Below are 14,347 nucleotides of genomic sequence, written 5' to 3'. Positions count from 1 at the left end.
AAAAACAAAACAAAGTATTTTTGCCGTAACAACTAAACCGAACTAACTAAGATGAGAATCTGAAACAAGTTCAGATTAAACACAACAAAAATGAATATTTTACTATTAGGTTCAGGAGGAAGAGAACATGCTTTAGCTTGGAAAATGTTACAAAGCGATAAATGTCAAAATTTATATGTTGCTCCAGGAAATGCCGGAACAAGTCAAATTGCAACGAACATCGATTTAGATCCAAATGATTTTGAAGCTGTTAAAAAAATAGTTCTTCAAAATAAAATCAACATGGTTGTTGTTGGGCCAGAAGATCCTTTAGTAAATGGTATTTATGACTTTTTTCAAAATGATTCTGAAATTAATCAAATTCCAGTAATTGGACCATCAAAAATTGGAGCTCAATTAGAAGGAAGTAAAGAATTTGCCAAAGAGTTTTTAGTTAAAAACAATATTCCAACCGCAAAATATGAAAGCTTTACGGCCGAAACTGTTGAAAAAGGTTATAAATTCCTAGAAACTTTAGAAGCACCATACGTTTTAAAAGCAGATGGATTAGCGGCAGGAAAAGGAGTTTTAATCCTAAATGACTTAAAAGAAGCCAAAACCGAATTAAGAAGTATGTTGGTTGATGCTAAATTTGGTACTGCAAGTTCAAAAGTTGTTATCGAAGAGTTTTTAGATGGAATTGAATTAAGTTGTTTTGTATTGACAGATGGAAAAAATTACAAAATCCTTCCTACTGCGAAAGATTATAAAAGAATCGGTGAAGGTGATACTGGTTTAAATACAGGTGGAATGGGAGCAGTTTCTCCAGTTCCATTCGCAGATTCAGTTTTATTAGAAAAAATTGAAACTAGAATCGTAAAACCAACTATTCAAGGATTCCAAAATGACAATATTGATTACAAAGGATTTGTTTTCATAGGATTAATCAATGTGAAGGGCGAACCAATAGTTATTGAATATAACGTAAGAATGGGTGACCCAGAAACAGAAGTGGTTATGCCAAGATTAAAATCAGATTTAGTTGAAATTTTTGATGCGATTGCAAAACAGGAATTAGACAAAATTACTTTAGAAATTGACGAAAGAAGTGCAACTACAATTATGGTAGTTTCCGGTGGTTATCCTGAAGCCTACGAAAAAGGGAAAGAGATTACAGGTTTAGAGACTATTGAAGATTCCTTAGTGTTTCATGCAGGAACTAAACTTGAAGATGGTAAAGTTGTTTCAAATGGAGGAAGAGTTTTAGCCATTACATCCTATGGAAATTCCTTCGATGAAGCCATAAAAAAATCTTATCAAAACATAAATAAATTACATTTTGATAAGATGAATTATCGAAAAGATATAGGTTTCGATTTAACCTAAGAATGAATGAGCTGTTGTATCATCATTATCTTCACCATTGCTTTTGAAGATATTTAATTTTTTAGTCCAATAGACCATTGCGACAATACAAATGATGATAAATACCCAGTTTATAATGTTTGCTATCCACCAATTTGTTAACTCTAGTTCTCTTAACCAGTCAAAAGGTTTGAATAAAAAATCAACAAAAAGAGATGCGAATCCTTCAAAAAATGCTTTCATTTTTTTAATAGTGTTATATTTACACCACAAAAGTAATAAATATCTTTATGATAGCAAGTGTTTTTAGTAAAACAAGACCAATAAATTATTTAATATTAGGAATAATAACTTTATTCTTATATGGTTTGTATCAATTTAAAGAAACAAGTTGGACAAATGATGGTTGGCAAATAGCTCAAAAGATTGGTTTGTTTCTGTTTTTATTTGCCTCTTATTTTCTACTTAATTTCTTGACCTTAAAAAATAACTTAACCAAATCGAATAATTATACTATTCTTTTGTTCTCCATTTTTTTGTTTCTTTTTCCTTTAATTTTTAAAACGCCCAACGTAATAATTGCTAATTTTTTATTGTTATTAGCACTTAGGAGACTAATTTCTTTGCAAAACTTAAAAAACACTAAAGAAAAAATTTTTGACGCTTCTTTTTGGATATTTGTAGCAACTTTGTTTCATTTTTGGTGTATTTCATTTATAATTTTAGTGTTTATTTCTATTATTTTTCACGTGTCTGGAAATTACAAAAACTGGATTATTCCAATATTAGCATTGTTTGCAGTTGCAATTTTAAGTGTTTTAGTAGACTTAATTTTAGACAACAATTTGATATCTGATCTTTATAGTGAAATCAACACAAGTTTTAACTTTAGTTATTTTGAAAACATATATCAAAACATAGCTTTAGCAGTATTTAGTTCAGTGGCTTTGTTGTTTTTTTCTACTCAAATAACTGAGGTACAGAATAAACCTTTAAACCAACAATCAACTTATAAAAAAATACTGTTTGCTTTTTTATTAGGTGTTTTAATTTATGTTTTATCCGACCATAAAAACAACAGTTATCTAATATTTAGTTTAGCTCCTTTAGCTATATTAGGAGCTAATTTTATCGAAACCATCAAGACCATTTGGATGAAAGAAACAACACTTTATTTATTAGTCTTCGTTTCAATTACCATGTTTTTATTACAGTTATAATTTACTTCCGTAAGCTAAATCACCTGCATCACCTAAGCCTGGAACAATATAGTTTTTTTCATTAAGTTTTTCATCACAAGCTGCAACCCACAAATGACAGTTTTTAGGAAGATGTTCTTCTAAATAAGCTATTCCTTCTGGAGCAGCAATAACTACTGCAATGTGAATTTCTTTGGGCTTTTGTTCTAAATGTAATTTCTTTAAAACAGCTACAATAGATTGACCAGTTGCTAACATTGGATCAATCAAAATTAAATTTTTATTCTGAAAAGAAGGTGCTGCTTGATATTCAACTAATATTTCGAAATTATCATCGTTGTTATAATGATGTCTGTAAGCAGAAACAAATCCGTTTTCTGCATCATCAAAAAAGTTCATAAATCCTTGATGCAAAGCTAAGCCAGCTCTTAAAATAGAACATAAAACCACATTGTCCGCAACAGTTGTAGTTTCTTTAATACCTAATGGAGTTTGAACTTTAATGTCTTTATATTCAAGTGTTTTGCTTAATTCATAAGCCATAATTTCGCCAATACGTTCAATGTTTTTTCTAAAACGCATGCTGTCTTTTTGAATGTGGACATCTCTTAATTGCGTTAAAAAATGATTTAGAATACTGTTTTCTTCAGAGATATAATGAATGTGCATTGGAATATTATTTAGATTTTCAGGTTAAAAGTATAAAAATTCTCTATTTTTGTACAAATTAACACCATATAATTATGTTTGCGAAATTTGCATTTACCATTTTTGAACAAAGTATCAATGATTATCATGTACATGATAGTGTAGATCAACTAATAAATAATCCTTATCCAAAAGACCAAATTGAGCATTTATTGTATGCCAAAAATTGGGTTGATACAGTACAATGGCATTACGAAGATATTATTCGTGATCCACAAATTGATCCAGTTGCAGCATTAACTTTAAAGAGAAAAATTGATGCATCAAATCAAGTTCGAACCGATATGGTTGAATATATTGATAGTTATTTTCTTCAAAAATATAGTGAAGTTAAAGTAAAAGATGACGCTAAGATAAACACTGAAAGTCCTGCTTGGGCAATGGATCGTTTGTCAATTTTAGCTTTAAAAATTTATCATATGAATGAAGAAGCTACAAGAACAGAAGCTTCAGCAGAACATAGAGCAAAATGTCAAGAAAAACTGAATGTTCTTTTAGATCAAAAAAGCGATATGTTTAGTTCGATTGACCAATTAATCGTTGACTATGAAAATGGAGATAAATTCATGAAAGTGTATAAACAAATGAAGATGTACAACGATGATGAATTAAATCCTGTTTTATACCAAAATAAGAAATAAGCATTTTTTTTAAATGCCAAAAACAAAACACATATTAGTAATAAGGCTCTCAGCTATGGGTGATGTCGCAATGACAGTTCCAGTGTTGAGAGCTTTTTCTATTCAATATCCTGATGTAAAAATCACGGTTGTTTCTAGACCTTTTTTTAAACCGTTCTTTGATACAATTCCGTATGTTTCTTTTTTTGGAGTTGATTTAAAGAAAAGACATAAAGGTTTTTTAGGATTACTACGTTTATTTTCAGACTTGAAGAAATTTGGAATTACTCATGTTGCAGATTTACATAATGTGTTACGTTCAAAAGTAGTTCGAAATTTATTTGCTTTAAGCGGAAAAAAAGCGGCTGCAACAGACAAAGGTCGTGCCGATAAAAAAGCATTAACACGTGCAGAAAACAAGATTTTTGAACCTACAAAATCAATGTTTGAAAGACATATTGAAACTTTTAATAAATTAGGTTTTCAAATTGATTTAGCTAATCCAACGTTTCCCAAAAAAGCAGTTTTGTCGAATAATATTCTGAGTAAAATTGGAGAGATTCCCGATTTTTCGGGAATAAAAATTGGAATTGCACCTTTTGCTCAATACGAAAGTAAAGTATATCCTTTAGATTTAATGCAACAAGTGATTGATGATTTAGCCAAAAAACCAAATCAAAAAGTCATGTTATTTGGTGGTGGAAAAAAAGAAATTCAAAAATTAAATCAATTACAAAACCATCACAAAAACGTAATTGTTGTGGCTGGAAAACTAACTTTTACTGAAGAACTTCAATTAATTTCCAATTTAGAAGTAATGCTTTCAATGGATTCAGGCAACTCACATATTGCTGCTATGCTCGGAATTAAGGTTGTTACACTTTGGGGAGCAACGCATCCTTTTGCTGGATTTAAACCATTCAATCAACCTATGGAAAACTGTTTGGTTTCGGATAGAACAAAGTATCCTTTATTACCAACCTCTGTTTATGGAAATAAAATTGTTCCTGGCTATGAAGATGTAATGCGAAGTATTTTAGTTGAAAAAGTAGTATTCAGCATTGAGAATTAGTTAGAAAATAACAACTCATCAACCTATTTCAACAGTTCAGAATATAAAAATATTTCAAGCAACCTATTTGATTTAAGTTTGTTCTATAAAAATAAAATATCATGGAACAAGTCATTAAAATCTTCATTTATATTCACGCTTTTTTTGGAGGAATTGCTCTTTTATCAGGTTTAGCAAGTATTTTATTTATAAAAGGAAGTGCAAATCACAAAAAATCAGGAAAAGTTTTTTCTTATGGAATGGTGATTAGTTCTTTAATTTCTCTACCAATTTGTTGGTTACCAAATCATGAAAATAACTTTTTATTCTTAATCGGAATTTTCACCATTTACTTAGTAATTTCAGGAAATAGAATCCTTTTATTCAAAAGGAAAAAAGAAGCAAATTTCACAGATAAATTGATTTCAGGTATAATGTTTGTTGCCTCTTTAGTCATGTTGTTTTTTGGAACCTACTTTCTTCTAAGAAATAATTCTGGTGGAATCTTATATCTGTTTTTTGGACTAACGGCTTTATTAACCTCAATAAGAGACTTCAAATTTTATAAAAACATAGATAAAACAAAAATCCTACCTTTTCATATTGGAAAAATGTCAGGTGCATATATTGCTTCAATTACTGCTTTTTTAGTTGCAGGTTTACGTTTTGAAGGCTTAATCTACTGGATTTCACCTTCAATTGTTGGAACAATTTTTATAATGTATTGGATAAAAAAAGTTAGAAAGGCTTAGCATTTAGTATATTTCACTAATCACTAATCACTAATCACTAATCACTAATCACTAATCACTAATCACTAATCACTAATCACTAATCACTAATTTTTAAACGTCATCATAATCTACAAAAACCTCTTCAGAAGTAGGATGGGCTTGACAAGTTAAAATTAATCCATCTGCTATTTCCTTGTCTGTTAAAATGGTGTTTTTCTTCATTTCAGCATAACCTTTTGTGATTTTTGCGATACAACTACTGCAAATTCCACCTTGACAAGAATATGGAGCATCTAATCCTTGCTTTAAAGCAGCTTCAAGTAAAGTTTGCTTTTGACTCATTTCAAAAGTTGTCTCATCGCCATCAACTAAAACGGTGATTTTAGTATGACCTTCATGCGAAATTACAGCATCATTCTCTGTGGTTGGCGTTGAGAATAATTCGAATTTTATGTCTTTTTCTACTATATTATTTTCTTTTAAAGTGTCAGAAACCAAGTTAATCATGTCTTCTGGGCCACATAAATAAAATTTAGAAAATTCTTTTTGAGAATGTTTATTCTTTAAAACAAAGTTTACGGCAGATTTATCAATTCTACCAAAAAGTTCACCGTCAACATTTATTTTACTATAAACGTAGTGAACAAATAATCTACCAACATATTTTAAATGCAAATCGTGTAATTGTTGATGAAAGATAGTTTCTTCTTCGTTTTTATTTCCATAAACGAGTACAAAAGTACTTTTAGGTTCTTCTTCTAAAACCGTTTGAAGTATTGACATAACTGGAGTAATTCCACTTCCAGCTACAAAAGCAGCATAGTTTTTTTGTTTATCAAATTTTGGTTCGAAGGTGAATTTTCCTTCAGGAGTTCCAACTTCTAATAAACCACCAACTGCTAAGCTTTCATTAGCAAACTTAGAGAAAAAACCATTTTTAATGGCTTTAACAGCAATTCTTAATTCACCACTTTTTGGACTACTGCAGATAGAATAAGCCCTACGAATTTCTTGTCCGTCTAATTTTAGTTTTAGAGTAACATATTGACCAGCAATAAATTGATAGTTTTCTTTTAATTCTGATGGAATATTAAATAAAATAGAAACAGCGTTTTGAGTTTCCTTTTTAATTTCTTTTATAGCTAGTTTATAGAATGCTGACATAGTTGAGTTTCTTTTTACAAAAATACTATTTTTTAGAGAAAAGAAGAAAGAGAAAAGAGAAAAGATTGCAGATTTTCAGATTATAGATTTTGGGATAAAAAATTAAAAATAACATACATAAGATTCTAATGTATAAGAATATTATGTATGTTTGTAGTATAAAATTTCAATACAATGAAAAATTCACAATTATATAAAGGAAGTTTGAACACCATAATCATGAAGTTGTTAGAAGAAAACGGCCGAATGTATGGTTACGAAATTACTCAAAAAGTAAAAGAAATTACTAAAGGAGAGTTAAACATCACCGAAGGAGCTTTATATCCCGCTTTACACAAACTAGAAGCGGAAGATTTATTAGATGTAGAAGTAGAAAAAGTAGATAATCGCTTAAGAAAATACTATAAATTAACTGAAAAAGGCACAAAAGAAACGGTTAATCGTTTGACTGAATTAGAAGAGTTTATTAAAAACATGCAAAGTATTGTTAATCCTAAATTGAGTTATTAAGATGAAGTTGACAGCAGAACAAACAACCTACATAGAAAATTATATCAAAAAAAATGATATAAAATATTATGAAGTCTATATGGAAATTCTAGACCATATGATTTTAAGTGTGGAAGATATTTTAGAAAATGATAAAGAAATTTCTTTTCAAGATGCAGTTATGAAAGCAAAAGTTGAAGGCTTTGGAAGAAAAAAAGGCTTTTCAGGATTAGTGCTCGAAAAACAAAAACTAGCTCAAAAAAAAGTTAGAGATATTAATTTTAGGCAAATTAAGGAGTATTTTACTTTTCCAAAAATTACACTCACATTAAGTGTTTTTATTTTATATTACCTTTTCATATCTTTCTTTGAAAATCCTGCAAAACCTAATATGATTGCAATTGCAATAGTTGGATTTGTCGCTATTTTTCAACTTTTTTATTCTAGAAAGTATCGTAAAATTAATAAGTTATATGTATTAAAGACACAAACCCTTAATAGCTCGTATCTTTTGGCTTTAGCAGGAACACAAGTTACTCAAGCTTATACTATTTTAGGAAAAGAGTCTATTGATTTCAATCATGTTTTGATGCGTTTATTTATGACTTTAGTATTTACATTTTCTTTAATTTCATTATTGGTTTTTATAGAAATCAGAAAGAAAACAGTAGAAGAATTAAAAACTCAAATTTTTGTTTAAGATGAAATTATCGAAAGAAAACATAAACTTCATAGATAACTATCTAAAAAAAAATGAGGTTATTTATTTTGATATTCGAATGGAAATGCTTGATCATATTCTCAATGGAATTGAAAAAGAAATGACAGAAAAAAACATTGGTTTTTATGAAGCTTTTAAAATTTATATGCCAGTAAATAAAAAAGAAATATTTATGATGAATAAAAAATCTTCATTTGAAGCTTTAAAACTTTTCATAAAATCTTTAAAAAAGCGTTACAATTTAATTGTTGCTTTTTTTACAGCATTTGTTTGTTTTGTTTTTAGAGATGACTTAATTGCTTTAAATTCTGTTTTTTGGATTTTAATGCTTTTGTATTTTGTAATTAATACAAGCATCTATTTTTTAAACGCAAGAAAAAGATATTATATTTTAGAGAAATTTGGTCTAATATTAAATGCTATTTATTTTATAAACATATTTATTAATGGTTATGCTGATGGTTTTTTTGGAAATTTCCGAGGGAATATTTATACAGTTAGTGTAATTTTCTTTTTAAGCATTTCATTTTATGTTTATTATATTAATACTGTTGTTAAGTTTAATAAGTCTCAAAAAAGCATTTTGGCAAAATGAAACTAACCCAAACTCAAATAGAAAAACTTTACCAATTCACAAGACAACATTATGTAGAATGGTATGATTTACAAACCGAATTAGTAGATCATTTAGCCAACGCAATCGAAAATCAATTGCAACAAAACCCAAAACTTTCTTTTGAAGAAACTTTGCAAATAGAATTCAAGAAATTTGGCGTTTTTGGTTTTATGGATGTTGTCGAAAAACGTCAAAGAGCTTTAAGAAAGCAGTATAATAAATTAGTTTGGAGTTATTTTAAAGATTTTTTTTCCATTCCAAAAATAATAGGAACTGCATCAGCTTTTATTTTTTTAGTAGTTTTAATGTTAAAGTTTCAATTTGCCAATATTGTCATTATAACCTTGTTTATGATTTCGGTAATCATATTCTTTATTGGAATGATAAAACTATCAAGAAAAAATAAAAAACAAAATAAGATTTCAGGAAAAAAATGGCTCTACAAAGACATAATTTATAGTTTTGGAACTTTTGGAGGTTTGAGTTATTTGCCAATACAAATTGCTCTTCAGTTATATGATAAAATAAATTTTTTTAATTTGATTCCTTCAATACTAATAAGTGCTACAGTTATATCAGTCTTTCTTTTTAATTATATACTGTTATTCATTATTCCATCAAAAGCAGAACATTATCTTAAAAAAACTTATCCAGAATATGAACTAGCAAACTCTTTGTAACAATCTATCATAAAATACTACCAATTAGCAACCACAAACTAATTAACCAAAAAACCATGATAAAACAATTTATTCAATTAGAATGGAGATCTTTTATTAGATCAGCTTCATTTTCTACCAACTTGGCATTAAAAATCCTAATGGCTTTTGGAGCTTTGTATTTTATAGTTATGTTTATTGGTTTGGGAATTGGAGCCTATTTTATTCTGGAAGAAGCTGGTTTAGACCCGTTTCCAACCGTAAATAAATACATTATTTATTATCTAGTGTTCGATTTGCTTTTTCGCTTTTTCCTTCAGAAAATGCCAACGTTAACTATTAGACCTTTTCTAAATCAAAACATCAAGAAAAATAACATTGTACATTACACTTTGGGCAAAACAGTTTTATCTTTTTTTAATTTTTTGCACTGGTTTTTCTTTATTCCATTCACGTTAGTTTTAATCAAAGAAGGATTTGCCCCTATAAATGCTATTTTTTGGGGTTTAAGTATGTTGTTTTTTATCTACGCTAATAATTTCATTGCCATTTTAATCGATAAAAAAGATAGTGTATTTTATGCGGTAATTGGAGTTTTTGCAGCTTTTGGATTGTTACAATATTATAATATTTTCGACATTACAAATTATACTAGTTCGTTTTTTGAAGGATTTTATAACTTGAGCTATTTAGTATTAATTCCATTTCTACTAGTGTTTGGCTTATATTATTTTACATTCAAATTTTTTAAATCTAATTTATATTTAGATGCAGGTTTAGCCTTAAAAGAATCAAATGCAACTACAGAAAACTATTCTTGGTTAGACAAATTTGGTAGCGTTTCTACTTTCATCAAAAATGATATCAGATTAATTAAAAGAAACAAAAGAGCAAAAACTTCTGTATTAATGAGTTTTATATTTCTTTTTTATGGCTTTTTATTTTTTACAGGTTCAGTTGAAGCCTATGATAACCCTTTCATGAAAGTATTTGCTGGAATATTTATTTCAGGAGGTTTCTTATTCACATTCGGTCAATTTGTACCAAGTTGGGATAGCTCTTATTATCCTTTAATGATGACCCAAAACATTACTTATAAAGATTACTTATCAGCAAAATGGTGGTTGATTATTATTGCGACCATTGTTTCAACTTTATTAGCTTCATTTTATATATATTTTGGTTGGGAAGCTTACTTAGCCATTTTAGCTTGTGCGGTTTTCAATATGGGAATTAATTCGCATTTAATCTTATTAGGTGGAGCATTTATCAAAACGCCAATTGATTTAACTTCAGCAAAAGGAGCATTTGGAGATAAAAAAGCGTTTAATGTAAAAACAATGTTGATTTCATTACCAAAATTGTTATTACCAATCGCCTTATATAGTTTAGGACACTTCTTATTTAGTCCAATTTATGGATATGTTTTTATTGTTTTAGCCGGAATAATCGGATTTGCCTTTAAAAACAAAGTGTTTAAAATGATTGAAGCCATTTACAAAAAAGAAAAATACGCAACCTTACACGCTTACAAACAAAAAAGCTAAATCTATAACTAATCACCAATTACCTTTCACTAAAAATAAAAAAGATGATACACGTTTCAGATCTTAAAAAAACATACAACGGAACTACCGTTCTACAAATTAATCAATTAGATATTCCAAAAGGACAAAGCTTTGGATTAGTGGGAAATAATGGAGCAGGAAAAACCACTTTTTTCAGTTTACTATTAGATTTAATTAGACCAACAACTGGAAGAATAACTTCAAACAATATTCAAATAAACACAAGTGAAGAATGGAAAAAATTTACTTCTTCATTTATTGACGAAAGCTTTTTAATTGGCTATCTTACACCAGAAGAATATTTCTATTTCATTGGTGAGCTACGTGGTTGGAACAAAGCGGATGTAGACTCATTTTTAAAAAACTATGAAGATTTTTTTAATGGTGAAATTCTAAACAATAAAAAATATCTAAGAGATTTATCAAAAGGAAACGCAAAAAAAGCTGGAATTATAGGTGCTTTAATAGGAAATCCTGAAGTAATAATCTTAGACGAACCTTTTGCAAATCTTGATCCTACAACCCAAATTAGATTAAAGAAAATCATCAAAACTTTAGCTGAAGATAAAAAAACTACTGTTTTAGTTTCAAGTCACGATTTACAACATACTGTTGAGGTTTCAGATAGAATTGTAGTCTTAGAAAAAGGTAATGTTGTAAAAGATTTAGTACCAACAACAGAAACTTTAAAAGAACTAGAAGCTTTCTTTTCGGCTTAAGCTAAAAGTTAAATTTTCATCGGGTTTTACCCAAATAGGCAGAAATATTTTCATACTTATAAAAAAAACGTATTTTTACGAGTTGATATACTAAAAACTGAAATTTTCAGTTATGAATTATAAACTATTTTACTTTGAAAATTAATACATATAAATATTTTGGTATAGTAGCAATTATACTTCTAATCATCTCTTGTTCAACAAAGAAAGATAGATTTATAAACAGAACGTTTCATGCCAAAACTGCCAAATATAACATTTTATATAACGGTGATGTTGCTTTGGAAACAGGTTTAAAAGACTTAGGCACAACCTATCAAGATGATTTTTGGGATGTTTTACCTGTAGAATATATGCAGGAAGATGAAGAAGAAATGCTTCCTGGTGAAGAAAAAAATCCAAATTTTGAACGCGCTGAAGATAAAGCAATCAAAGCTATTCAAAAACATTCCATGAATATTGGTGGTTCTGAAAAGAATTCACAAATGGATGAAGCATACATCTTACTAGGAAAAGCTCGTTATTTTGACAATAGATTCATTCCGGCTTTAGAAGCTTTTAATTATGTTTTATACAAATACCCAAACAGCGATAAAATTTATGAAGCAAAAGTTTGGAGAGAAAAAATCAACATTAGACTAGATAACGATCAAGTTGCTGCGGATAATTTAAAAAGACTTTTAAAAGACAAAAAAATTGAAGGGCAAGATTTGGCAAATGCATCAGCAATGTTAGCCCAAGCTTACATGAATTTAGGTGTAAAAGACACGGCTCTAGTAGTTCTTAAAAAGGCCAAAGAAAAGACAAAAATTAACGATCAAAAAGCAAGATATACTTTTATTATTGGTCAACTTTATGAAGGTTTAAAGGATTCAGATAGTGCAGCAATGGCTTATAAAGAAGTTATCGCAATGAAGCGAAAGTCTCCAAGAAAATACACTATTCAGGCACATGCAAAATTAGCACAACAATTTGATTATGAAAAAGGGGATACATTAGTTTTTCTAGAAAGATTCAATAAACTTCTTGAAGATAGAGAAAACAGACCTTTTTTGGATGTAATTAATCATCAAGTTGCCTTGTTTTATGACAAACAAAGTAATGACAAACAAGCCGTTACTTACTATAACAAGTCACTAAGAAAACAAACAGCTGATAAATATTTAACTGCTTCAAATTATAGAAACATTGCTGAAATTAATTTTTACAATGCAGAATATCTTAAGTCAGGTAAATATTATGATAGTACTCTAACGAAGTTAAATGATAGAACTAGAGAATATAGAGCTATTGCTAAAAAGAGACAAAATTTAGATGATGTAATTAAATATGAAGCTATTTCAAAATCAAATGATAGTATTTTATATGTAGTCGGACTTTCTGACGAGGCTAAAAACGAATATTATTTAAAACATATAGAAAAACTTAAAGCTCAAGATTTAATCAAACAAAAAGAATTAGAACGATTAGCTTTAATTGAAGAGAACAAATCAAATGGTGCTGCAGTAATAGGAAATAATAATCAATCTCTTGCAGGTGAAGATGTAAGTCAGGCAAGTAAATCTAAATTTGCGCCACCATCAATTGGAGGAAACGATGCACAAACAAGTAGTTTTTATTTTTATAGCCCAACTAATTTAGCTTTTGGAAAATCTGAATTCAGAAAAAAATGGGGCAAAAGAGAATTAAAAGACAATTGGCGTTTTAGTAAACTTTCTAGTAATAAATCTAACGATAAAGACAACAACAAAGATGTAGTTGAGGAAAAAGAAGAAGAAAAAGTTGTAGATAACCCAGCTTATAAAGTTGAGTTTTATACAAGTCAACTACCTTCGGATTTAAAAGTACTAGACAGTTTAAAAAAAGACAGAGATTTTGCCGATTACCAATTAGGAAATATTTACAAAGAAAAATTTAAAGAGTATAAATTAGCTGCTTCTAAATTTGTAAAATTATTAGACAATAAACCTGAAGAACGATTTATTTTGCCTTCAAAATATAATTTGTTTAAAATATATGAAATCATAGGAAGTCCAAAGGCTAATGAAATTAAACAACAAATTATTTCAGAATATCCAGAAAGTAGATATGCTCAAATACTTCTAAATCCAAATCAAGACAATGAAGATAATCAGTCACCAGATGCTGTTTATGCAAAATTATATAAAGATTTTGAAAATGGAGAAATTAGAGAATCTTATGTAAAAGTCAATGAATATATCGATTTATATACAGGAGACGAAATTGCGCCCAAATTCGAATTATTAAAGGCTCAAATTTCAGCAAGATTAAAAGGAATAGAAGCTTATAAAAAGACATTGAATTTTGTAGCGCTAAACTATCCAAACGCAAACGAAGGAAAACAAGCAGAAAGTATTTTGTCAAAAAACATTCCTAGTCTTGAAAAGCTAGAGTTTAAAGAAGACACAAATGGATCATGGAAAATAGTTTTTCCAAAAAACTACATGTCAACTTCTGAAATTGAAGCATTATATGTAAAATTAGATAAGTTTATAAAAGACAGAAGTGATGTTTTAGTAAAAAGATCAAATGATTTGTATAATGATTCAGCAAATTTTATTGTAGTGCATGGCTTTCAATCAAAAGAATCAGCACAATCAACACTATTTTTACTAAAAGACTATAAAGATTACAAAGTAAATGATGAAGCTTATGTAATTTCATCAGACAATTATATGGTTGTTCAAATTAAGAAAAATTGGGATATTTATTTATCCTTACTAAAATAAAAAAC

Annotated in this window: 15 protein-coding genes; 12 read left to right on the top strand and 3 right to left on the bottom strand. The window is 28.6% G+C overall.

The window, feature by feature from the left end:
* Window positions 1-90: 90 nt before the first annotated feature.
* On the top strand, window positions 91-1,365 hold the full coding sequence (gene purD, locus G507_RS0112195; RefSeq protein WP_026717744.1) for a phosphoribosylamine--glycine ligase: 1,275 nt from the start codon (window positions 91-93) through the stop codon (window positions 1,363-1,365).
* On the opposite strand, the gene G507_RS0112190 is transcribed toward purD, so the two are convergent.
* Entirely contained in the window at window positions 1,357-1,587 is a 231-nt protein-coding gene (locus G507_RS0112190; protein WP_026717743.1) for a DUF6341 family protein, read from the bottom strand. The genes purD and G507_RS0112190 overlap by 9 nt on opposite strands.
* A gap of 47 nt (window positions 1,588-1,634) precedes the next feature.
* Here G507_RS0112190 and G507_RS0112185 point away from each other — a divergent pair, with 47 nt between their 5' ends.
* Entirely contained in the window at window positions 1,635-2,564 is a 930-nt protein-coding gene (locus tag G507_RS0112185; protein ID WP_026717742.1) for a DUF6427 family protein, read from the top strand.
* On the opposite strand, the gene upp is transcribed toward G507_RS0112185, so the two are convergent.
* On the bottom strand, window positions 2,559-3,212 hold the full coding sequence (gene upp, locus G507_RS0112180; protein ID WP_026717741.1) for a uracil phosphoribosyltransferase: 654 nt from the start codon (window positions 3,210-3,212) through the stop codon (window positions 2,559-2,561). The genes G507_RS0112185 and upp overlap by 6 nt on opposite strands.
* Window positions 3,213-3,286: 74 nt before the next feature.
* On the opposite strand from upp, the gene G507_RS0112175 reads away from it, so the two are divergent.
* From G507_RS0112175 to G507_RS0112165, 3 genes are all read left to right on the top strand, one after another.
* The gene (locus G507_RS0112175; protein ID WP_026717740.1) at window positions 3,287-3,892 is read left to right on the top strand and encodes a DUF4254 domain-containing protein; all 606 of its coding nucleotides are present in this window, start codon (window positions 3,287-3,289) and stop codon (window positions 3,890-3,892) included.
* A 13-nt stretch (window positions 3,893-3,905) separates the two neighbouring features.
* Window positions 3,906-4,943, top strand: coding sequence for a glycosyltransferase family 9 protein (locus tag G507_RS0112170; RefSeq protein ID WP_035666158.1), 1,038 nt, complete (start codon window positions 3,906-3,908; stop codon window positions 4,941-4,943).
* 101 nt (window positions 4,944-5,044) lie between these two features.
* On the top strand, window positions 5,045-5,674 hold the full coding sequence (locus tag G507_RS0112165) for a hypothetical protein (protein ID WP_026717738.1): 630 nt from the start codon (window positions 5,045-5,047) through the stop codon (window positions 5,672-5,674).
* Window positions 5,675-5,767: 93 nt separating this feature from the next.
* Here the strand turns inward: G507_RS0112165 and G507_RS0112160 are convergent, their stop codons facing one another.
* On the bottom strand, window positions 5,768-6,820 hold the full coding sequence (locus G507_RS0112160; RefSeq protein ID WP_026717737.1) for a ferredoxin--NADP reductase: 1,053 nt from the start codon (window positions 6,818-6,820) through the stop codon (window positions 5,768-5,770).
* Window positions 6,821-6,994: 174 nt separating this feature from the next.
* On the opposite strand from G507_RS0112160, the gene G507_RS0112155 reads away from it, so the two are divergent.
* The 7 genes from G507_RS0112155 (at window position 6,995) to porW (ending at window position 14,342) form a co-directional block, all read left to right on the top strand.
* Window positions 6,995-7,330, top strand: a complete 336-nt coding sequence (locus tag G507_RS0112155; protein WP_026717736.1) for a PadR family transcriptional regulator — start codon at window positions 6,995-6,997, stop codon at window positions 7,328-7,330.
* Window position 7,331: 1 nt separating this feature from the next.
* Window positions 7,332-8,009, top strand: coding sequence for a hypothetical protein (locus G507_RS0112150; protein ID WP_026717735.1), 678 nt, complete (start codon window positions 7,332-7,334; stop codon window positions 8,007-8,009).
* Window position 8,010: 1 nt separating this feature from the next.
* On the top strand, window positions 8,011-8,625 hold the full coding sequence (locus G507_RS0112145; protein WP_026717734.1) for a hypothetical protein: 615 nt from the start codon (window positions 8,011-8,013) through the stop codon (window positions 8,623-8,625).
* Complete coding sequence (locus G507_RS0112140; RefSeq protein ID WP_026717733.1) at window positions 8,622-9,326, top strand: hypothetical protein; 705 nt, start codon at window positions 8,622-8,624, stop codon at window positions 9,324-9,326. Before G507_RS0112145 ends, G507_RS0112140 begins: the two co-directional genes overlap by 4 nt.
* Before the next feature lie 56 nt (window positions 9,327-9,382).
* Window positions 9,383-10,852 (top strand): DUF5687 family protein, encoded by a 1,470-nt coding sequence (locus G507_RS0112135; protein WP_026717732.1) that lies wholly within the window; start codon window positions 9,383-9,385, stop codon window positions 10,850-10,852.
* A 44-nt stretch (window positions 10,853-10,896) separates the two neighbouring features.
* Entirely contained in the window at window positions 10,897-11,592 is a 696-nt protein-coding gene (locus tag G507_RS0112130; RefSeq protein WP_026717731.1) for an ABC transporter ATP-binding protein, read from the top strand.
* 134 nt (window positions 11,593-11,726) lie between these two features.
* The gene (porW, locus tag G507_RS0112125) at window positions 11,727-14,342 is read left to right on the top strand and encodes a type IX secretion system periplasmic lipoprotein PorW/SprE (RefSeq protein ID WP_026717730.1); all 2,616 of its coding nucleotides are present in this window, start codon (window positions 11,727-11,729) and stop codon (window positions 14,340-14,342) included.
* Window positions 14,343-14,347: the final 5 nt, after the last annotated feature.

This window comes from Flavobacterium gelidilacus DSM 15343, from assembly GCF_000422685.1.
Lineage (GTDB): Bacteria > Bacteroidota > Bacteroidia > Flavobacteriales > Flavobacteriaceae > Flavobacterium > Flavobacterium gelidilacus.
The sequence above is the reverse complement of the archived record's forward strand: the minus strand, read 5'-3'. Positions and strand labels throughout refer to the sequence as shown.